Origin of the sequence: Bacillus sp. FSL E2-0195 (assembly GCF_038003645.1) — a bacterium.
Taxonomy (GTDB): domain Bacteria; phylum Bacillota; class Bacilli; order Bacillales; family Bacillaceae_G; genus Bacillus_A; species Bacillus_A mycoides.
Genome location: NZ_JBBOPN010000001.1, coordinates 1,573,984 through 1,594,822, shown reverse-complemented (window position 1 = coordinate 1,594,822; position 20,839 = coordinate 1,573,984). Strand labels below are relative to the sequence as shown.

The 20,839-nt window shown below is 34.0% G+C and carries 25 protein-coding genes and 1 pseudogene; 6 read left to right on the top strand and 20 right to left on the bottom strand.

Annotated features, from left to right (window positions below; all coding sequences use genetic code 11):
- Positions 1-9: 9 nt before the first annotated feature.
- The 11 genes from fliF to MHH59_RS08205 form a co-directional block, all read right to left on the bottom strand.
- Positions 10-1,590 (bottom strand): flagellar basal-body MS-ring/collar protein FliF, encoded by a 1,581-nt coding sequence (gene fliF, locus MHH59_RS08255; RefSeq protein WP_340851047.1) that lies wholly within the window; start codon positions 1,588-1,590, stop codon positions 10-12.
- A gap of 22 nt (positions 1,591-1,612) precedes the next feature.
- Complete coding sequence (fliE, locus tag MHH59_RS08250; protein ID WP_002064631.1) at positions 1,613-1,912, bottom strand: flagellar hook-basal body complex protein FliE; 300 nt, start codon at positions 1,910-1,912, stop codon at positions 1,613-1,615.
- A gap of 17 nt (positions 1,913-1,929) precedes the next feature.
- Positions 1,930-2,343, bottom strand: a complete 414-nt coding sequence (flgC, locus tag MHH59_RS08245; protein ID WP_016094399.1) for a flagellar basal body rod protein FlgC — start codon at positions 2,341-2,343, stop codon at positions 1,930-1,932.
- A 20-nt stretch (positions 2,344-2,363) separates the two neighbouring features.
- Complete coding sequence (gene flgB, locus MHH59_RS08240) at positions 2,364-2,849, bottom strand: flagellar basal body rod protein FlgB (RefSeq protein ID WP_002064629.1); 486 nt, start codon at positions 2,847-2,849, stop codon at positions 2,364-2,366.
- A gap of 344 nt (positions 2,850-3,193) precedes the next feature.
- Entirely contained in the window at positions 3,194-3,466 is a 273-nt protein-coding gene (locus MHH59_RS08235) for a hypothetical protein (RefSeq protein ID WP_002126578.1), read from the bottom strand.
- On the bottom strand, positions 3,456-3,824 hold the full coding sequence (locus MHH59_RS08230) for a flagellar export chaperone FliS (RefSeq protein WP_002012050.1): 369 nt from the start codon (positions 3,822-3,824) through the stop codon (positions 3,456-3,458). Before MHH59_RS08230 ends, MHH59_RS08235 begins: the two co-directional genes overlap by 11 nt.
- 22 nt (positions 3,825-3,846) lie before the next feature.
- On the bottom strand, positions 3,847-5,226 hold the full coding sequence (locus MHH59_RS08225) for a flagellar hook-associated protein 2 (protein ID WP_063226106.1): 1,380 nt from the start codon (positions 5,224-5,226) through the stop codon (positions 3,847-3,849).
- A gap of 19 nt (positions 5,227-5,245) precedes the next feature.
- A complete protein-coding gene (locus MHH59_RS08220) occupies positions 5,246-6,109 on the bottom strand; it encodes a flagellar hook-associated protein 3 (protein ID WP_002168743.1) in 864 nt (287 codons plus the stop codon).
- A 280-nt stretch (positions 6,110-6,389) separates the two neighbouring features.
- A complete protein-coding gene (gene flgK, locus MHH59_RS08215) occupies positions 6,390-7,688 on the bottom strand; it encodes a flagellar hook-associated protein FlgK (protein WP_340851046.1) in 1,299 nt (432 codons plus the stop codon).
- A gap of 17 nt (positions 7,689-7,705) precedes the next feature.
- A complete protein-coding gene (locus tag MHH59_RS08210; RefSeq protein ID WP_340851045.1) occupies positions 7,706-8,158 on the bottom strand; it encodes a hypothetical protein in 453 nt (150 codons plus the stop codon).
- Between the two features lie 15 nt (positions 8,159-8,173).
- The gene (locus MHH59_RS08205; protein ID WP_340851044.1) at positions 8,174-8,638 is read right to left on the bottom strand and encodes a YaaR family protein; all 465 of its coding nucleotides are present in this window, start codon (positions 8,636-8,638) and stop codon (positions 8,174-8,176) included.
- Between the two features lie 143 nt (positions 8,639-8,781).
- On the opposite strand from MHH59_RS08205, the gene MHH59_RS08200 reads away from it, so the two are divergent.
- Positions 8,782-9,279, top strand: coding sequence for a flagellar motor switch protein FliG (locus MHH59_RS08200; protein ID WP_002086503.1), 498 nt, complete (start codon positions 8,782-8,784; stop codon positions 9,277-9,279).
- A gap of 39 nt (positions 9,280-9,318) precedes the next feature.
- Complete coding sequence (locus MHH59_RS08195) at positions 9,319-10,101, top strand: CheR family methyltransferase (protein ID WP_002086504.1); 783 nt, start codon at positions 9,319-9,321, stop codon at positions 10,099-10,101.
- Between the two features lie 38 nt (positions 10,102-10,139).
- Here the strand turns inward: MHH59_RS08195 and MHH59_RS08190 are convergent, their stop codons facing one another.
- From MHH59_RS08190 to MHH59_RS08160, 7 genes are all read right to left on the bottom strand, one after another.
- Positions 10,140-10,856 carry a hypothetical protein gene (locus tag MHH59_RS08190; protein ID WP_002086506.1) on the bottom strand — a complete coding sequence of 239 codons (717 nt, stop codon included), beginning with the start codon at positions 10,854-10,856 and terminating at the stop codon, positions 10,140-10,142.
- A 27-nt stretch (positions 10,857-10,883) separates the two neighbouring features.
- Complete coding sequence (locus tag MHH59_RS08185; protein ID WP_340851043.1) at positions 10,884-12,248, bottom strand: transglycosylase; 1,365 nt, start codon at positions 12,246-12,248, stop codon at positions 10,884-10,886.
- 29 nt (positions 12,249-12,277) lie between these two features.
- On the bottom strand, positions 12,278-13,924 hold the full coding sequence (locus MHH59_RS08180; RefSeq protein WP_088291317.1) for a flagellar motor switch protein: 1,647 nt from the start codon (positions 13,922-13,924) through the stop codon (positions 12,278-12,280).
- Between the two features lie 208 nt (positions 13,925-14,132).
- Positions 14,133-16,103, bottom strand: a complete 1,971-nt coding sequence (locus MHH59_RS08175) for a chemotaxis protein CheA (RefSeq protein WP_002126563.1) — start codon at positions 16,101-16,103, stop codon at positions 14,133-14,135.
- 129 nt (positions 16,104-16,232) lie between these two features.
- Entirely contained in the window at positions 16,233-16,601 is a 369-nt protein-coding gene (locus MHH59_RS08170; protein WP_000940577.1) for a response regulator, read from the bottom strand.
- 150 nt (positions 16,602-16,751) lie between these two features.
- A complete protein-coding gene (locus tag MHH59_RS08165; protein WP_002126559.1) occupies positions 16,752-17,429 on the bottom strand; it encodes an OmpA family protein in 678 nt (225 codons plus the stop codon).
- Between the two features lie 22 nt (positions 17,430-17,451).
- Positions 17,452-18,285 carry a flagellar motor protein MotP gene (locus MHH59_RS08160; RefSeq protein ID WP_002012069.1) on the bottom strand — a complete coding sequence of 278 codons (834 nt, stop codon included), beginning with the start codon at positions 18,283-18,285 and terminating at the stop codon, positions 17,452-17,454.
- Between the two features lie 172 nt (positions 18,286-18,457).
- Between MHH59_RS08160 and MHH59_RS08155 the strand changes: the two genes are divergently transcribed.
- The gene (locus MHH59_RS08155; protein WP_002030912.1) at positions 18,458-19,060 is read left to right on the top strand and encodes an HD domain-containing protein; all 603 of its coding nucleotides are present in this window, start codon (positions 18,458-18,460) and stop codon (positions 19,058-19,060) included.
- Between the two features lie 38 nt (positions 19,061-19,098).
- On the opposite strand, the gene hfq is transcribed toward MHH59_RS08155, so the two are convergent.
- Together hfq and MHH59_RS08145 are read right to left on the bottom strand one after the other, a co-directional pair.
- Positions 19,099-19,287, bottom strand: coding sequence for an RNA chaperone Hfq (gene hfq / locus MHH59_RS08150; protein ID WP_002012071.1), 189 nt, complete (start codon positions 19,285-19,287; stop codon positions 19,099-19,101).
- Between the two features lie 55 nt (positions 19,288-19,342).
- Positions 19,343-19,561: an aspartyl-phosphate phosphatase Spo0E family protein gene (locus MHH59_RS08145; protein ID WP_002141097.1), complete on the bottom strand. Its 219-nt coding sequence runs from the start codon at positions 19,559-19,561 to the stop codon at positions 19,343-19,345.
- Positions 19,562-19,865: 304 nt separating this feature from the next.
- Here MHH59_RS08145 and MHH59_RS08140 point away from each other — a divergent pair, with 304 nt between their 5' ends.
- The 3 genes and pseudogenes from MHH59_RS08140 (at position 19,866) to MHH59_RS08130 (ending at position 20,832) form a co-directional block, all read left to right on the top strand.
- Positions 19,866-19,982, top strand: coding sequence for a YjcZ family sporulation protein (locus MHH59_RS08140; protein ID WP_000007805.1), 117 nt, complete (start codon positions 19,866-19,868; stop codon positions 19,980-19,982).
- A gap of 85 nt (positions 19,983-20,067) precedes the next feature.
- Positions 20,068-20,254: pseudogene (locus tag MHH59_RS08135) on the top strand (MFS transporter); the annotation flags it as partial.
- A gap of 128 nt (positions 20,255-20,382) precedes the next feature.
- Positions 20,383-20,832 (top strand): ArsR/SmtB family transcription factor, encoded by a 450-nt coding sequence (locus tag MHH59_RS08130; protein ID WP_000461279.1) that lies wholly within the window; start codon positions 20,383-20,385, stop codon positions 20,830-20,832.
- Positions 20,833-20,839: the final 7 nt, after the last annotated feature.

Genomic DNA, 20,839 nt, shown 5'->3' with positions numbered 1-20,839 from the left:
TTTCCTCCCTTACTGTCCGTTTAACCATTTTTTAATTACTTTTGCAGTACCTTCTACATGCTCTTTCGTAGCTTCCTGCACTTGATCATCTAATGTAGGTTCTGATGGTTCTACCGGTTCTGGTTCTGGCTTTGGCTCTGGTACTATTTTTTCTTCAGGAATTTCCAGGATACTTTCACTACTAGCAGCAATTTCTTCTTCTGCTAAGTATTCTTCATATTCCTCTTCTTCTCTCTTTTTCTTACGTCTTGCTAAGAAAAACCATACTAGGCCAATTATTGCTAGCAAGCCAGCTGTAATTCCACCGAATAACCACCAGTTCATACCACTTTTTTCTGGCTCTTTCTCTTTTTCAACTTTCGGCTGGTCGAACTGAACAGTTACAACGTTAACTTGACCGTTTGTAAAGTTTCCATTCGGATCAGCTTGAAGCCCAGCTGCTGTGCCAATCGCTTCTTTAAATGTTGTCATATCAATTTTTCGTTTTACTAACGTATCGTTATCTACCCATACAACAACATTTGTTTTTGTTAATTCCGGATGTTTCTTAATTGTTTCAACTGTTTTATCTATTTCATAGTTTTCAATTTTGTTACCATTTTTATTATCGTAGACAACTTTACCGTTTTGATTATTGTTCGTACCGTAGTTCGGCACTTCACCGTTCGCTGTAATACCCGCACCTTGCTTCGTATCTGCTCCTTCTTGCGCAGTAGAACTTTCCTCTTGCTCTTGTTTACTGCGAAGTACACCTTTATCGCCATATTTTTCTGACTGACGTGTAACTTCATCGTAGTTTACAGACACTTTCGTATTCACTTTATATTCATTTGATTTAAACATCGTCATTAACGTTGCGTCAATATCTTGCTTTAATTTACCTTCAATTTGATGCTGCATCTCTACTTCTTTTTCATAAGAAGAGGAACTGTTAGAATGCGCTTCATCTGTTCCTTTTGAGATGATACCTTTTTTACTATCAATAACACTTACTTCTTCTGCTTTCACGCCAGGAACTGCCGCACTAATCATTTGCTGTATACCAGCAACTTGATCAGCTGTTAATAATTGTCCACGCTTCACACCAACAGTTATCGCCGCTGTTCCTTTTGCTTTTTCTTCATCAAAAATTGTTTCTTTTTCAGGTAATGTAATTTGCACATTTGCCGTTTCAATCGTCGCAAAATTTCGTACAATATCTTGCTCCAATTGCTTTTTCGTACCGACAATCTGTTTCATTTTCTTATCTTGTTCACTTGAACCGAGCGAGCTTTCTAATAAAATTTCCTCACCGCTTTTTGAATTAAACGGTAAGCCCATTCCATTCATTTCTTTTCGAACCCATGGAGCATCATTCTTTTGCACTCGAATCGAACCATCGGCTGCTAATTGGTAATCAACACCTAGCTTCGATAATTCTGCTGTAATCTCTTGCTTATCTGTATCATTTAAATTTTGATATACAACAACATATTTATCTGGCAAGGTGAAGTATAAAAGTGCTCCTGTTGCAATCGCTAAAAGCGCAGCACCAATCACTAACTTATGCCACGTTTTCAACGATTGGAAAACATTTTTTATCTTTTCCATTTAAATACACCCGTCCATTTTCCTAAATTTGCATATTAATTAGTGACTTATAATTTTCAATAAGATTATCGCGTACGAGAGCAGCTGTTTTCATTTGTGATTCAGCTTTCTTCTGCTGAATTAGAACGTCATGCGTTTCTCCTACCCCTTTTGTCAGTAAATCATATACTGCTGTTTGGGCATTATTTTGCGTTTGATTCATATCTTCCAATAAATCAATAAACTTTTTGCCTTCAACTACAGATGTTTCTGAAGTTTTCTGTGTGCCAATCGGCTGAATCGCTCCAAATGGCTGTGTATTTAACATTGGTTGAATTTTCATATTTCCCCTCTTCCCTCTTATCCTCGGCCGATTTCTAAATCTTTATCGAGCATTTTTTTGTTCGCATTTAATACACTTGTATTTGCTTCATACATTTTTTGAGCAACCATTACATTCGTCATCTCAGCTGTCACATCAATGTTCGGATAACGTACATATCCTTCTTCATTTGCATGCGGATGCGTCGGATCATACACAAGATTTTCATTTCGATCCGTTTCAATACTTTTTATTTTCACTCCGTTAGTAGGAGCTCCATCTAGCATACTTGCAAAATTATTGTTTGATTCTAACACCACACTTCGGCGGTGATACGGCTCTGCACCCGGTGCTCCCGTCGTATTTGCATTTACGATATTGTTAGAAGTAACTTCCATCCATTTTCTCGCTGTAGTTAGCCCTGAACCACTTGCATTAATTGCCTGAAACATCTTTGTCTCTCCTTTTACTATTAACGTCCACGTGCTGCTTGGTTAATAGCGTATTGCGTATTAATTGCATTAATTGAAACACCGTATAATTGGTTTGTTTTCATTAAATCTAGCATTTCTGTCGTTACATCAACACTGTTTCCATCTTTATTCGTTTGCATTGATTTCGTTTGAATCTTTGCGTATGTATTTTTCGTATTTGCTGTCGGTAAGTGCATTACATTCGTTTGATATAAATCTGGATTACTCTTTAAATCCGCAGCATTTTTTTTGTATAATGCACTGCTCATATTCATTTTCTCAGCAAATGTTACATCTTGTGCTTTATAGCCAGGTGTATTCGCATTTGCAATATTACTAGAAACGGTATTTCGCTTCGTTACTAAATAGTTCATATAATGACTTACATCACTAACTAAATCTGGCATATTCCACACCCTTCCTTTTCCATCATGCTCGTTTAGCGCATGATCATCCACTGATGGAAGTTTCACTTTATTATTCATTTTCCTATATGTATTTATTTATTAAAATATTATCTATTATGTACCCTTACATATTTTATTCCATTTTTCCATTGTTGTCTTTAGAAAAATACAAAAATATAAAAAAGAATATAAAAAACTGTATACGCGTAGTAATCCATGTAACATTTTGATATATAAACAATAAAAAAAGAGCTTCCATACACTTCTCTCTATAAAATAAAGACATCTTATTTTTCATTGTTTGGATTATTACCATTCTTTTTATTACAGTCATAAAGTGAAACCTCAATCAGCGGAACGCCTTATTCAAACAATGGAATGGATCCCCTTTTAAAAGGGGTATCCATTTCCATATTTCCCCATTAAAATTTACCGTAAAACGAATTCGCTTTCATTCGTCCATCATTTGTCATAATCATTTCTTCCAAAATCTTTTGCTTATCTCGAATATGCTGTGCTGCCTTAATTATTAATGGACTCACTTCCGCTGCAACATCTGCGCGCGTCTTTTCATCCAAGGTCATCATCCAGCGATTTAACATAGCACTTTTCTCAGCAAATTCTTCATCTGACACTTGCAATTCACCGATTTCATTAAAACAGCCGACAAACGCTCGATAAATATCATTGTTCATTTTCGAGTGCTCCGCGGTAACCGTCTATTAAATCTTGTAACACTTGTACAATCGCATCCATGTCTTTTGCTTCACGCGTTACTTTCATCGTCTGAATTTGAATGCTAATCCAATCATATAAACCGAATAGACTATCATATAAATCTTTCGTAATCTCAGGATTTAATTGAAGCTTTAACTCTTCAAAAATACGTTCTAATTTTTCAAGAAGCGCATCTCCTTCTTGTAGTTTAAAAGTATTTAAAAGCTCTTCTAAATTACGAAACTCAACGATACATCTTTCATAAATAAAAATTGTATTTTTAATCGGATTACTCGTCATAATATCATTTTGCATATAACGTTGCCATGCTTGCATACAATCACTTCCTTAACTTTCATTAATCATCACTTTTTTGTTTTGTCATTGCTTTAATAGTTTTCAATTGGCTATCAAGCTCCGCTAGTGTACTTTCTAGTTTTTGATACTTCTTCACGATTTCATCTTGTTTTTGCAGATTTTGTGTTTCAATATCTTTAATCTTTTTATCTAAATCACTTACACGAGAATCGATGTTTTTTACTCGCTCTCCAACTACACCTTTATCACCAAATAGTTTATCAAGTGGCTCTTCCATCATCTTCCCTAAACCGTTAGAACCAAAGAAAAATTGCTTCGCTGCATCCGGCTTGTCTTTTAACGCTTTTGTTAATTGTTCATCATTAACTTCCATCGTCCCGTCTTGCTTTAATTGAATTCCAAATGAAAACAAATAATTACCGTCTTGAGAAAATGTTACGACATTATTCATCGCTTGACGTACACTTTGCATAATAGCTTGACCTTGGAAAGCTCCACCTTTTCCAGCAAAAATATCTATTGTAGAAACAGCTTTATTATAATCAGCCACCATCTTTTTAATAATATTTGATGCGTCTGTTACATTTGAATCACTTACTGTAAACTTCAGATCTATACCTTTTGCTTTTGGATCTGTTGTTGTACCTGCATCTGGTGTTCCTTCTGCTTTTGACTCCGTCACTTTTAGTAATTCAATTTTCACACCAGGAAGAGCTTCAATTGTATTGGTAGAACTTTTACCTGGGATACCGTTTATACTATATATGGCATTTTGCGCTTCATTAATTGTATTGACTGCTGTGCCATCCGCCTTAGCTAAACCAATATCTTGAAACAGTGTAGATGTGTTCTCCTTAAAATTAATTTCTCCATCTGTTCCTTCTTTTTTCGAGGACATAAAAATTTTATCTCCAAGTGTATAAGCCGATACGCCATAATCTCCATCATTAATTTTATTTATTAAATCTTTATATGTCATATCAGTTGTTACTTTTAGATCTTTACCGCCTAGTTTTAATGTTTCATCTTTAGGAAGTTTTGCATTTATATCAGTAATAGGATTAGAAGCTATTTGATGACGCTGTGCAAGCTGTGTAATCGTCATATTAAAAGTTCCTGCAATCGCGCCACCATCAGCTTTTACATTAATATAACCGTCTTGTGTTGTTGTAACTTTTTTCTCATTCCCTTTAAAAGCCGCTAAGTTTTTAAAAGTTTGTGTGAAAGAACTAAATTCTGATTTTAAGCTTGTATATAATAGTTTATCTTGTGAAAGTTGGTTCTTTTCATTAGTATATGGTGTTTTTCTCATATCTAACGCTTGCATTTCTAATTCTACAAAGTTAGAAGTATCGATCATATTATTTCCGAGGTTCCAAATCTGTTGTCTACCACCAATACCTGTTAACGTCCCTGCCATATTTCTCACTCCTTATTGTTTACATATAATCTAAAATACTCGTTTTACTCATCGTACTAACTGCTTTAAGCGTTGCTTCATAAGTTGCATTAATATACGCTAGGTCTGAAATTGCTACCGCTAAATCAACATCTTCAATTTCTTTACGATTTTCTTGAAGCGCTAAATTTTGCTCACTTAAAATTGTTTTAAATGTCTCCATTGTATTCATTGTTGAACCAACTTCAGTTGTACGGTTAATGATGCCATCTAAGTTTTTCTTATTTTCTCCTAATAATGGTTGCAAAGCTTTTTGATCACCGTTATTCAGCGCTTCACTCATCTGTTTTAACGTTTTTATAACTGGTGATAATAATTCTTCTCCGTTACGAAATGCTTTTAATTGATAACCGTCATTTAGTTGCCAGTTCACATCATTTTTTCCACCTTGATACGTACCGTCCTCTGTAAATGGGGCTTGTTCAGCACTATCCCCACCGAAAATATAACGGCCTTGCTCTTTCGTATTCGCTAAATATACAACTTGTTTTAAAATTTGATCAATCTCTGCACCGATTGCCTTCAATTCTTTTTCACTATTCGTCCCATTTAGCGCTTGTACTGTTAATTGATCCGCTCTTGTTAAAGATTTAAAAACACCTTGTAAAGTATTTTCAGTTTGTGTTAGTACATTTTTCGAATCCGCTAAATCTTTTTGCATTTGTTCAATATTTGCTAGCGAATGTTGAATCGCAAATGATTTACTTGCCGCCAGCGGATCTTCACTCATAAGAAGGTTTTTCTTCCCAGAAGTTACTTGATTTCGGTGGTATTGCTGTTGCACATTCAAATCCATCATCTGATTCTTTGCCCAATTTGCATTTTGAAACGTAGATACTCTCATCTCTATCTTCTCCTTTATCTATATTTGAATTGGCGTGAAGAAGAAACCGCAACTATATACGGCTCTCCTCTTCCCTCATAAAAAAGACTTTTCGTTTTCATTTAATTTATATAGGGGGGACGCTTGCTAAACATGGCTATTCTCTCCCTTAACTTCCCCTTCACCCATCTCATATCTCTGGTCTAACATGGCTTGGTCCACTAAAAGGCTCTGTCCGCTTCTACCTTGCGCCGGATCCTCTCTTCCCTCATAAAAAAAGCTTTTTCGATCCTTCTACATGCTATCTAATAATCGAAAACAAACTATCAAACACTTCATTCATCGTCGTAATAGCTTTAGAGTTTGCAACAAAATATTTTTGGAAAGCCATTAAATTAACCATTTCCTCTTCCATATTAACGCCTTCTATACTCATCTTTTCTTCCTGAATACCTTCTAATAAATCTTTATGAATGTTTTGATAAGCATTCACTGCACTTTTATCAGAAGCTACACCAACTATAAATTGGTCTAATGCTTGTTTATAAGAAAGACCTTCTTTATAATCTCCCTCTGTAATTCCTGCTAGTTTATTTGCTGTTTCAGCAGAGATTTTCATTTTCGAAACATCTTTTGCGAATTCAGGGTTTAACTGAATATCTTTCGCATGATCTCCAACGAAGAAATCTTTTCCCATCACTGTATTCACTTGACCTTTTACAGAACTCATTAATTCTTCAAGGTTTTTCTTATAACTAGCAATCTTCCCTTTCGTATCTATTGCTGATTGAATGGCTCCACCTGTTAAAGGAATATCCGATCCATAAATCGCAACAGACATTGGTTCTTTTTCTTTATTTAATTGAAGTGGATATGTATCTTGTCCATTTACTGTTAAAACACCATTCATTCTAACACTCGCGATATTAGGATTCATAGATTCATAAGATACTTCAATATTGGCATACTTAGACATCTCTGTAACGATGCGATCACGTTCGTCTAATAGTTGATTAGGTACTTGTGTCCCTGCTTGTCCAATTTTTTTATTCGCCTCTGCTAAACTAGCACCAAGACGATTAAATTCATTCACATGTGCTTCAATATCTTCTGTCGTCTGTGCTTCTGCTGTATCTAAGTTTTTCGCAAGACGATTTATCTGACTTGTGAACTTCCCAGTTTCAGAAACTAATGTATCGTAGTAGTTTGGTTGTTCTGGATTTTTTGCAACTTCACGAAAAGCATTGAAGAATCCATCCATTAAACTAGATAATGAATTTTTCCCTGTCGTTCCTACCATAGACTCTACTCGTGATAAAGTAGAATTCATATATGCGTAGTAAGAGAACTGTGACAACTGATCATTAAATTGCTTCGTTTTCACTTCATCTGTAATACGGTCAACTCCTAATGTTTGTACACCATAACCGATTCTCTGTTCAGGCGTATGACCGTTACTTGCTCCAACAGATCCGTAATTTACCATTTGACGAACATAACCCGGCGTATGAATGTTAGATAAGTTTTGTTTTGTCGTTTGTAATCCCATTTGGGCCGCTAGCATACCAGATAACGGCGTATTATAATCAGATAATCTCATAATGCTTCACTTCTCCTTTACAATAGTTCATTCATAAAGATTTGCGAATTATTGTTTTTCTCCAAATTGTATTCAGAAACGGAATCCACAATACTTTCTGTAGTTTTTAATAGTACGTTTAAGTAATATTGATTTTTCAAAAGAATCATTTTTACATTTTCTTCTAATTCATTTAAACTTTTTTGTAATTCTTCCGTTTTTTCATTTTCTTCCTGTGAAAAATACGAAAATAGCGAACGCATACGCAGCGGTTCAACTTGTTTTTCTTTACAAAGCTGAACAACCATTTCCTCAAAAGATCGCGATAATCCTTTAACACCTTCTATGTACTGCAATTGCTCTACTTGCAACTTTTGAACTGCATTTACATTTTTATTTTTTAAATTCTCATATATTTGTTCCCCAAGCGTTTGAATATTTTCATATGCCTTTTGAATAATAACGAGCTTTTCATATAATTGTATGTACATATAGCTTCCTTTCCTTTACAAGACTAAATTTACAATCAAACCATGAATTTCTCCAATTTGATTTAACATTTCTAAATGCCCTGTTTTCGTATTAATTAAATTCATAACATCTTCTAACTCAGTTAATCCCATTTCAGCTTGTTTTACGATCGTCATTTTCTGCGAATATCCGTAACGCGGATGACGAGACATAACATCTTTATACTGCAATACGTTATCAACGTAAAAATTCAAAAATGATTTTACAGTATTTTTGTATTCCATTACATTATCGAGCGTTAACTCTAATTCGATTTTCTCTTTAATTTCTCCAATGTTATCAACAAATGCTTCCATTTGTTCTAACAATTTATCTTTTTTCGGATCTGCATGCAAATTATCCGAAAAAGCAAGTCCTGTCCTGACATTTGCTTCTTTCGGCATTTGAGTAGCAGGCGGTATATGCGATAAAATTGGATTATGCGAGATAGAACGCAGCATATATATCACCTATTTATTTTTTTATTTCCTTCCAAACTTAATCGTAAAATCCAGTTATTTATAATTATACTCTGTACAATGATATTTTGCAGTTATTTTTTATAGAAGATATGTTACAATTTAGCATGAGGTGGCACAAATCTATGAATATTTTTCTTTGTGGTTCAAATCAATTAACAGCATTAGATCAGGAAGAAATAAAAAAATTTTTAATTGACTATGCTCACAAACATAAAATTTACATATTATGTTATAAATCTATTGAAAATGAAGTTCTTCGTTTTTTCATTGAAAATGAAAGGCTCGCTCAAAATTTATGCCTTTACACACTGCAACCGTTACATGTATTAACAGACGAATTTCAAGAAGTCGTTGATTATTTAAAAAAACACGGAGCAGAGTATATTGCTTTTGATCATCCTTCCGACTCCATTTATCGATCAGATTATATGTTTTTTGTAAAGCAAATTATCGAAGATACCGATTTAGTTCTCTGTTTTTATAACGGAGATAAACATACGTCTGTCATTCCCGTTGACGTTGCAAAAGAAGCAGGAATTGATGCTGTTATTTATGATTTACCAGGCTTACATGAAAAGCAGCTGAAAAAAAGCTTTGAACAAAAAATTCGTATGATGTAAAGGGGGAGGCACAATATCGTTATTGTGCCTATTGTAAATATGATAACTGAACAAGATTATAATCAATTTGTCGTAAGTTTTAAACAGCACTTTAATATGGATATCGCTTCCTATAAGCAAGATAGAATGCGCCGAAGAATCGACGCTTTCATTTCGAGAAAAGGTTTTGAAAATTACACAAATTTTTTAAATAATTTACGCACCGATCAAACGTTATTTTTAAGTTTTATTGACTATATTACAATTAACGTATCAGAGTTTTTCAGAAATAAAGAGCGCTGGCAAACGTTAGAGACGAAAGCTCTACCAAAGCTACTTGAACAAAATAACGGTAAATTAAAAATTTGGAGTGCTGCTTGCGCTGCCGGTGAAGAACCATATACACTTTCTTTAATATTATCGAAGCATCTAGCTCCGTTTCGTTATGACATTCAAGCAACGGATCTTGATTTTCATGTTTTAGCAACTGCAAAACGTGGTCAATATACAGAACGCTCTTTGAAAGAATTACCTAATGATTTAAAACAACGTCATTTCACAAAAGAAGATGATACATATATATTGCATCAAAATATTAAACAGCAAGTTACATTTAAACAACATGATTTATTAATGCAGACATTTGATACGAACTACGATTTAATCATTTGTCGAAATGTAATGATTTACTTTACAGAAGAAGCAAGAATAAAGCTTTATGAAAAGTTTAGTCGTTCTTTACGAAAAGGCGGCGTACTATTCGTTGGTAGCACAGAACAAATTTTAACACCCGAACGCTACAATCTTCAGCGCTTTGATACATTCTTTTACGAAAAAGTATAAAAGAAGGTCGTCATAATTAAAATGACGACCTTCTTTTATTATATAATACGAATCAATATGATACCTATAACCCACATGAAGAGAAATAGAGCCGTAACAGACCATTTATGCTCTTGAATCGTATGTTTCAACGCATGAGATAATTGCGTCATATTCATTTCTGCAAGTGCTCTCCACACGCTCACATCACGTTCTTTAGAAATACGATCCGTACCGCTAATTAAAATTGTTTCGTTAGACAATTTTGTCATGTAAGCTGTAATAACTGTTATCATTAAATTCGTATTTCCTTCTGATGTATCTTGTTCCACTCTAGAAATGAGCGCACTTACATCAAGTAACGGAATATGCACTTTTCTTCCAAACGAAAGCTGCACTTCAGCGAAATCATATGTTCCGTCTAATAACGGAACTCCCTTTATATGAGCTTGTTTAATAAGCCCCTGCAAACTTTTAACAATTTGTTCATATATTTTTTCCGATTGCTTTCCTTCCTCAGACAACATATGTAGCTTTGAAAACAACTGCAACACCGTATCCATTTCCTTAGAAAGCATATCTTTTACAATCTTTCCATCACCTAAACTCGCAAGTAGAATCCCTATTTCATTATTTTTCGAAATGATTTGGGACCGCCCGGTAAACACAAGATTACTCCGTTTTCGCTCTTTTTGAATTTCATGTTCTGAAATAGCTGCAGGCTGTTTTAATGGGTGTAGCGTCTTATTTTCAATTGTAGTACGTTTAATTTCCATCTAAGCGCCTCCACTACTATCAAATTATTAGCCCCACTCTTTATTACTCTTTAAAACTAAAAATAGTACAAATAATCCTGACATAACAGCAAACACATTAGAAGCCTGTACTCCCTGCTCACTTTTTTCCTCTTTCTTTTCTTGTTGTTCTTCTATTTTCTCTTTCTTTTTAGAAACGACTTGATTGTCATTTCCGCTTTTTTTCTCTTTATAAACCTTCACATTATTTACTTCCTTGTTGTCTGTTAACAACTCTTTTATAACGTAGTTGATTTCCTCTTTTTCTTTCAACGGCTCTTTTATATAAGAGTTCACTTTCTCTTCTTGCTTTCGAATTTGAACAACTGGAAGTTTTTCTTCTGGAAGCGGCATCTCTATTTTCGGATCTTCCTGCTTCTCAATTTCTTTCTTATCTTCTACTTCATTTTGATTCTCTTGCTCTTCTATCTTTTCATCATCTTTCACTTTTTGTTCGATGATAGAAACGATATATTCACTCTCTGTCACAAGTTTGTTACCTGCCCCATCTGTTACTTCCACAATAAGTTGATGCGGCCCAACAGGTAAAGCTTCTGTTATTTCAAATATTTTCTGCCAATCCATGTCGCGTTTATTATAGTCTAATAAAAAAGTAATATCGTTACCGTCTTCTTTTCCTTTTAATATAACGCGCACTTCTTTAACAACCGATTCTATATCTACCGTTTGTACTCGTATATGAACGGATTCTCCCTTTTTCCGTTCAATTAAGTTCCCTTTTGCCTCATCAATACTAACTTTCTCTAACTTTGGCAATTCTTTATCTATAGTTGGTGCTTCATTGTTTATACGAATGAGCGGGACATTTAATTCGTTCTCTATTACTTCTTCCTTCTCATCTTCTTTATAGCTTTCAACGAGCCTAAGGTTCCAATCACCTTGTAAATCATATATTCCGGCCTTATAATTAGCGATCCATCGCTTCGTTTCTTCTTCATACTCAAAAGATATTATTCTCTCTTGTCTGTACTGCTCACCATTTTTTTGTAATTGTAATATGCCTTTTACACTTTGAATGTTTTTTTCATTTGATTCTACAGCAATCCGCACTTCTTCGCCAACCTTTAGCTCCTGCTTATTAACTGTAATAACCCCTCGGTCTGTTTCTATCGTTCTTTCTTCTTTTTTTTCTTTCCCTTGCTCATTTTCTACTGCTTTTTTTTCATCTTCAACCGAGGGCATTTCCACTTGTTCCGGCTGTTCCTGAACTTCTTTATTTTTTCCCTCTTGGTCATTCATTTCGCTTATATTTTGATCTTGTACACTTTTTTCTTCTGCCTGTCCTTGCGTTGGTAAAAATATACATATATGTAAAAATAGCCAACTAACTAGAAAAAACTTTACGTTTTTCATCTATTTGTTCAAACTCCTATTTTGACGCCTTATAGCGATTTCGTCACTTTTATTCCGAAAAACCCATCTACATTTACAAGTTCTCCATACGCCACTAATACATCGTTCACATAAATTTGAATCGGTTCATCAATATCTTCATCAAGTACGACCGCTTCATTTTCTTGTAGACTTAAAATATCTTGAATTGTTCTCACTGTACTTCCAAATACAAATTTAACATTCATTTCTACATTTTGTAGAATAGATGTATCCATATATACTGGCTCAACTTGCTTGACTTCTTTATATTCAATTGGCTGTACGACTGGTGCAGAAATTTCTTCCTCTTCAACAACTTCCTCAACTATTTCTTCTTGCTCTTCCACCATCGGATATAGAAGTCTTCTAACCATTTCTTTCGCTTCTGATATCGGTAGTATTTGATACATCTTTGATTGAAGGAGATCACCAATTTCAAGATTAAAAGTAATTTGAACGAGTTCGTCAACTGCCATCGACTCTCCCAAATATTCCATTTCTTCTTTTAAAGAAACAAATTTAACGTCTGGTGGTGTCATATCCATTTTTTCTTTAAACATTTCTGACATCGCTGTTGCAGCATGCCCCATCATTTGGTTCATAATTTCTTTAATGCCACTTAACTCTAATTCACTTAGTTCTTTCTCCGGATCAATTTCACCCGTTCCCATCATCATTAAATCTACCATTGTTAAAGCAACATCTTTCGTAAATACGAATACATTCTCATTTTTTAGTCCTTCAACAAAATCGACATTTAAAATAACAAACGGAACCGGTACTCCTTCATAATGACGAACATTAATCGCCTCTACATTTGGTGTACTAATAGTGACAGGCTGATTTAAAAGCGTCGATAGTACTGTTGAAGCCGAACCGATTGAAATATTCGCAATTTCACCAAGCACATCTTTCTCTTCTTGTGTTAATTGCTCTTTTTCTACATGCTCTTCTAAAATCTCAGTTTCCTGCACTTCCGCCGGCTCATCTATCTCTTCTTCCACACCACCAGATAATTGTAACAATTTATTTATCATTCGCTTCGCATGTTCAACTGAAACAACCTGTACAAGCTGAGAATTCACAAGATTATCTATTTTTAATTCAAACGATACTTTAACAACCATATTATTCCCATTAATACCAGAAATCTTCTCCATCTCTTCTGTAAGTTGCACAACTTTAATTGTTGGCGGAGACATGTCTACCGTATCTTGGAAGAATTCTGACATAGATGTTGCTGCGAATCCCATCATTTGATTCATAGCTTCTTGTACTGCACTTAGCTCTAATTCACCAAGCTCTTTTCCCTCTTCAACTTCACCTGTTCCCATCATCATTAAATCAGCAATAGATAAAGCAACATCTTGCTTTAAGACAAGAAGATTTTCCATATCTAATCCTTTTGTGAAATGGATATTTAATACAACATGTGGAATTTCAACATCACTTGTATCATATAAATCTACCAATTCTACTTGAGGAGCAGTAATACTTACTTGCCTATTTAAAATTGTTGATAATACAGTCGAAGCTGAACCAAATGATATATTAGCAATCTCACCAAGAATATCGCATTCTTGAGGCGTTAAATGTTCATATTCTTTTTCTAGCACAATTGTGCCAGTATCCCCTTTTGTGTGTTGCTCAGGCATTTTTCCTGCCTCCTCATTTTTGTTTTTCTATCAAATGATTTAAACTCTCTATTACATTCGTTATATTTTACCAAACTTATCATCCGAATTGTGAACATATATTTATTTCCACAATATGTGTAAACGACGGTTTTCATATACTTATATTATTAGTTCTACCCAAAAAGCTCCCCAATTGTATACAAGTGGGGAGCTTCCTTCATTCCTATTATAAACCTTCTGGGTTTAAAATGAGGACCACTCGTCCATCACCGAGAATTGTCGCACCAGAGAAATAGTTAGAGCTCTCTGCAAAGAAATCACCTAATGACTTTAAGACTATTTCTCTTTGACCGATAATTGTGTTTACGATAAGTCCATAGCTACGATGTGTATTACGAACAATTAACACAGGAACCATTTGACTATCATATGATGCGAACGCCTCATCTACTGTTTTTTCACCAAATACAGTACTTAAATGTTTCACTTCAATAATTTGATTGCGATAGTTTAAAACGTCTTTCCCTTGTAACGATTGTATGTCTTCTTTCTTAATTCGAATGGCTTCAGCAATATTGCCAAGAGGCAAGGCATAACGCTTATCATTTGTTTGAACAAGCATTGATTGAATAATAGACAATGTTAAAGGAAGTTCAATTCTGAATGTACTTCCTTTTCCTTCTTCAGAATCAATAATTAAATGCCCACCTAAACTATGAATCGTATGTTTAACAACATCTAATCCAACCCCACGTCCAGAAAGGTCAGATACAACTTCCGCTGTACTAAATCCCGGTTGGAAGATAAGATCAAACACTTCACGATCCGTTAATTTATTTGCCTCTGATTCCGTTACAACACCATTTTTTATCGCTTTTTCTAATACTTTTCCTTTATGAATACCATTTCCATCATCAGTAATTTGAATTACGACATGATTTCCACTATGAAACGCCTCTAATTTAATAGTACCGGTCTCATTTTTCCCGGCATCACGTCGGTTTTCGACAGTTTCAATACCATGATCAATTGCATTACGAATTAAATGAACGAGTGGATCACCAATTTCGTCAATAACAATTTTATCAACTTCAGTATCTTCACCTTTAATTTGTAAATCGATTTTTTTACCTAAATCTTTCGCTAACATACGTACCATACGCGGAAAACGATTGAAAACCGTTTCAATCGGTACCATACGCATATTTAACAATACATTTTGGATATCTTTTGAAATATCCCCTAATCTATTTAAATGCTCGATTAACTCTTTATTTTGAATCGTTTCTGCTAATTCATCAATTCGTCCACGCTCAATTACACTTTCTTCAAACATATTCATTAATCTTTCGATTTTTTCTAACTGAACACGAATAGAACGATTCTCTACTTTAGCATTTTTCGTTTTTGTATTACTTTTAGCCGGTGTAGTACTAGCTGTTGGAGTTCGTGCCTCTAGAGATGGATCCAGCTGCGTTGCTGCAATAGATTGTACGATTCCTTCTTCAGCTATATTTCCTTGCTTCACTTCTACTTTCTCAATTTCAGAAACGTGAAGCACCACCTGTTTCAATTCTTCAACACTACGATCAGTATCCATATATACTGTAAACTCAAATCCAAAAGCATCCGCTTCGATTTCTTCAATGCTTGGAACCGTTTTTTGTATATCCCCTACATTTTGTAATGCTTCAATACACATAATGGCACGTACTGCTTTTAAAATGGCTTGTTGTTCGACGGTTATATATACTTCATGTGAAACTGTATCATCATTGTTTATACTACTTTGCTCTACTTGTTCCATAGAAACTTCTACATTCCCATTTAATAATGCTTCTAATTTATGCTTTGTAGATACAACATCAATATTACCCATTCCGCCCTGCTGCACATCTGTAACCATCTTTTCTAAATTATCAATGCACTCAAAAATAACATCAATAATATTAGCATTCACCATCATATTTCCATGACGGATTTCGTCTAAAACATTTTCCATCTTATGAGTTAAATCTGCCATTTCCGCAAATTCCATACTCGCAGACATACCTTTAAATGTATGAGCTGAGCGGAATATTTCCCCTACAACACCCATATCGGCAGGATTCTGTTCTAAATTTAGCACATTTTCATTTAGCGACTGTAAATGTTCTTCTGCTTCTTCAAAAAATATATTTAATAGATCTGTTTGCATTTTAATCCCCTACCTGTCTAACAAACATTTCATTTATGTATAACAATTTAGTGTTTTATAACGAGAAAAAAGGGGGCCACACGTCTATCCGCTATCATTGATTTGATTCTTTGTGGCACCCCTTCTATATTAGCTATTTGCTACTTTTGTTAAAGCTTCGATAACACGATCGGCTTGGAATGGCTTTACAATAAAGTCTTTTGCCCCGCCTTTAATTGCATCTAATACCATACCTTGTTGTCCCATTGCGGAACAAATAACAACCTTTGCACTCGAATCAATTTTCATAATTTCTTTTAATGCTTCAAGTCCGTCCATTTCTGGCATCGTAATATCTAGTGTTACAATATCAGGTTGAAGTTCTTTATACTTTTGAATCGCTTCTACCCCATTCTCTGCTTCACCGATAACTTCAAATTCTGAATTACTTTTTAATAAGTTTTTAATCATTGTTCGCATAAACATCGCATCGTCTACAACTAAAATTTTATGTGCCATTCTTTTTGGTTCTCTCCCTCTATGTATAAATATATCTTAATATTTTACCTTATCATTCTCACTCATTATACAAAATAAAACGAGAAAATTTAATATTTTTTTAAAAGAATTTCTGTATTTTTATTATTTTATTAATAAAATGGAAATATATTATTCTTTAATATATATTACAACGCGCCGGTTTTTCTCCCAATTTTGCGGTGAATCATTTGATGCTACTGGTTTTGTGTCCGCATATCCTACCGCTGCTAATCGTTTATCATCTACATTATACACTTCAATTAAGTGGTGAATCATATTAGCTGCTCGTGCTGAAGATAATTCCCAGTTGGAAGGAAATTTTTCATTATGAATCGGTCTACTATCTGTATGTCCTTCTACAACAATTGGGTTTGGTACCGATTGAAAGAACCCTACTAATTGACTAATTACTTCTTTTGCTTCCGGCTTAACATTCGCATCACCTGTATCGAATATTAAGTTATCTACTATAACGACGCTAACACCTGTATCTTCTCGATATACATTCACTTGACTAACACCATTATTATCTACATATGCTTTTAACTTTTTATACAATTCATCCATTCGTTTTTTTGAAACTGCTTTTTCATCATTTTTTTCATGTGAAATATCTGGTATTGTACCTTCCATTACTTTCGCATCCACTTGTTCTGCATCACTAAACTTTTCAAGCATCTTCGATAATTTTACTGTATCTTGTTTTGATGTAGCAACTAATAGTACAAAAAAAGTCAATAACAACATCGTTAAATCAGTAAAAGTCGTCATCCAACGAGGCGATCCTTTTTGCGGTCGTTTTATCATCACCATACCACTCCTTGAAATATTAGGCTGCTCGTTTTTCTTTTTTTATCTTCGTTTCATATACGTATGTATCAAGTTTTAACTTTAACTTAGAAGGAATTTGTCCTCGGTAAAGCTCTGTGATTGCTTCTATTACAAACTTCTTCTCTGTATACAAATCTTCAATGCCACGATACACTTTTTCAGATAACGGTATTGCAATCATGTTTGCAATAACAGATCCATACAATGTCGTCAACATAGCAACTGCCATTCCTGTACCAATTTGCGATGTATCTTGCAAGTTTTGAAGCATAATAATAAGACCAATTAAAGTTCCTATCATACCCCACGCTGGAGCGAAATCACCAATCTTATCTAATAATGTTGCTCCTTTTCTTAACTCATATACTTCTGTTTCAACATCTCTCATTAATACTTCTTTTAATTCTGCTTCATCATATCCACTTAACATTAAACGAATCCCCTTTTGAATAAAAGGATTGTCTACTTGCTCTCCATCAACTTCTAACGAGAGTAAACCATGTTTTTTAGACTTCTTTGAAAAATCAACGAACAAATCCGTTAACTGTTCTAGATTTTCCTCTCTTCTATGTAAAACAGTAAAAATACTTTTCGTATATTTTTTTATTTCTCCAAATCTATATGCCACAATAATTGTCGCTGTTGTTCCCCCTATAACGATCAAAATAGATGAAACATCTAAGAAATTTTTAAAAGCTTTTATTCCACCACCGCCAAGCATGATCGCTGCAATTAAAATAACGAAACCTACTACAATGCCAAAGGGGCTAGAAATATCAAACTTCCTTTTTTTCCTTTGCGGTCTAGCTAATCCTTGATTTTCGTCTCCCATATTCCTGCCCTTCCTTTTTCGTTTTCGTAAAACATTTTTTTATTTTAATAATGCGTTTTCACATATAACAATCATTATACGCGTATCATCTATTTATCGCAATATACTCATTAAATTGACACATTTCATTTCTATATTAGAATTATAGTATAGAAATATGAGGAGGATCACGATGGAACATAACATTTTACAAGTCATTGCATTAGCAGAAAAACTAAAATATGAAATGCGACATAGTTGGCTTTCTAACGGACGTCAAGAAAGTGTTGCTGAACATACGTGGCGTATGTCCCTAATGGCTATCTTAGTTGAGCCTTATTTGGATCAAAAAGTAAATATAGAAAAATTACTTAAAATGGTTATTATTCATGACCTTGTCGAAGCAGAAGCTGGTGATATTCCTGCCTTTGATACGATGAATAGCCGTGAATTACAATTACAAAAACAGAAAAATGAGCTAGAGGCCATTTTAAATATTAAACGTACACTAGAAGGTCCTCTCGGCGTGGAATTATACGATTTATGGATGGAGTTCGAAGCGAAAGAAACGTATGAAGCAAAAGTTGCTAATGCACTTGATAAACTTGAAGTAAAAATTCAGCATAACGAAGCTGATATTGATACTTGGCTACCAATTGAGCATAAAATGACTTTCCAAGTTGGTAAACATACAGATTTTGACTCTTTCTTATCTAGATTACAAAAAATCATTGAACAAGACGGAGAAAAAAAATTACTAGCTGCTGGCATTGACGTTGAAGCATGTAAACAATAACCATTTAATTATGAAATAAGACACTCAAAATGAGTGTCTTATTTCATAATTGTTGATATTGCCTGCTTATAAATAAGTTGTTGTTTTCCATCTACTAATATTAATACTGTAAATCTATCTACTCCAACTACTTCCCCTACTATTCTTACTCCGCTCTTTAAAAATATAGTAACTGCACCTTTTTCTTCTTTTATTTGTTTATACAACTCTTCTTGTAAATGTTCCAATAACTGTTCTCTCCTTTATCAGTAAATAATCCTAATATAAAAAATTAAAGATTAATCACTTACATACTTTTCCTTTTATATTCATAAACTTATTAATTAGTATATCTAAATCTCGACTAAATAACAAAACTTTATCATGATCTAATCCATGCCTAGCAACAAGTTGAATTAACTCTTTCTTTTTGTGTTCTATTTTATTGTGTAATTGTCCCATCTCCATCTCTATACTAAAACTCCCTTTTCCCATAATATTACTTGTAAAATTATAGTACATTTCCACTCATAAAAAAATAAAAAAATGGCTTTTTTTACAAATTTTATATTTATGAAAAGAAATTTTAATGTAATTGTAAGTTACATACCCCTTTCATTTGCAATACATTCACCTAGTATACACTTCCATATTGTTTTACCATTTTAAAAAAAGCGCTATGAAACAAAGTAAATATCACATTTAAATCCGATCACAGGCTCTTGTCTAATTAGAAGTAAGACTTGCTCCTTTTCTAAATAAAAACATATCTTATAAAGTAATCCATTAGTTATATAGATTAATTTCCTAAAAAGGAGGAAAAAACATGAGCTTTGGTGGTAGTTGCGCTGGTTTCGGCGGTGGATTTGCTTTACTCATCGTGCTATTCATCCTTCTAATCATTATCGGATGTAGCTGTTGGGGTGGCGGCGGAGGGTTTTAAATATAATACGTATCCTTTTCGCTAAACTCTAAATGAATGAAATAGGTTAACTAAAAACTATACGAAAACAGCTCATATTTGAGCTGTTTTTTCATTTCATTATTCCATCTATGGATCGCTTGTTATCTATGTTTATTACAGGATGGCTTTTAGAAATTCTTTCTCCGCAAGTGATTGGTATCTTGTTAGCTATATGCTGTATTTTCGTTAGTTTTATATGGCTGTTCTTGTTTTATCATGGGGAGCTTAGTGAAGAATCTACTATCACTTAATGGCATGTATATGTACATGCCATTTTTATTTATGTCGAAATTCACAAGAAAAAGGCGATTTATTTCTCTTACAATCTAATTTTTTAGAACGTACAATAAATTTAGATTATAAGAAAGGAGCTAACAAAATGTTTGAAGATCGACTTACCATTTCAGCAGAACAACAAAAGCTAATTTCCAATGCAACTCGCATTCAAATTCTTCACCTTTTAAAAGACGAAACACTCACTGCAAAACAAGTATCTACTAAACTAAATAAATCTGCTGGTAGCGTTCACTATCACATCCAAATTTTATTTGACGGAGGCTTACTTGAATTAGTAGATACAAAGGAAAAACGGGGGATTATTGAAAAGTACTATAAAGCAAAATCTGCTCACTTCTATATTGAAGAAGCAGGCACTGAAGGAACAAATACAGGGAGCCATATTGTATCTCATTTATTTTTAACTCCAGAGGAATTACAACAACTCACTTGGGAGATCTCACAAGTTTTATTACGCTGGGAAAGCAAAACCGCTCGTCAATCAGCCTCAGAAGAAGAATACGCTATTTCCTGCCGGATTAAAAAACAATGAAAGAAAG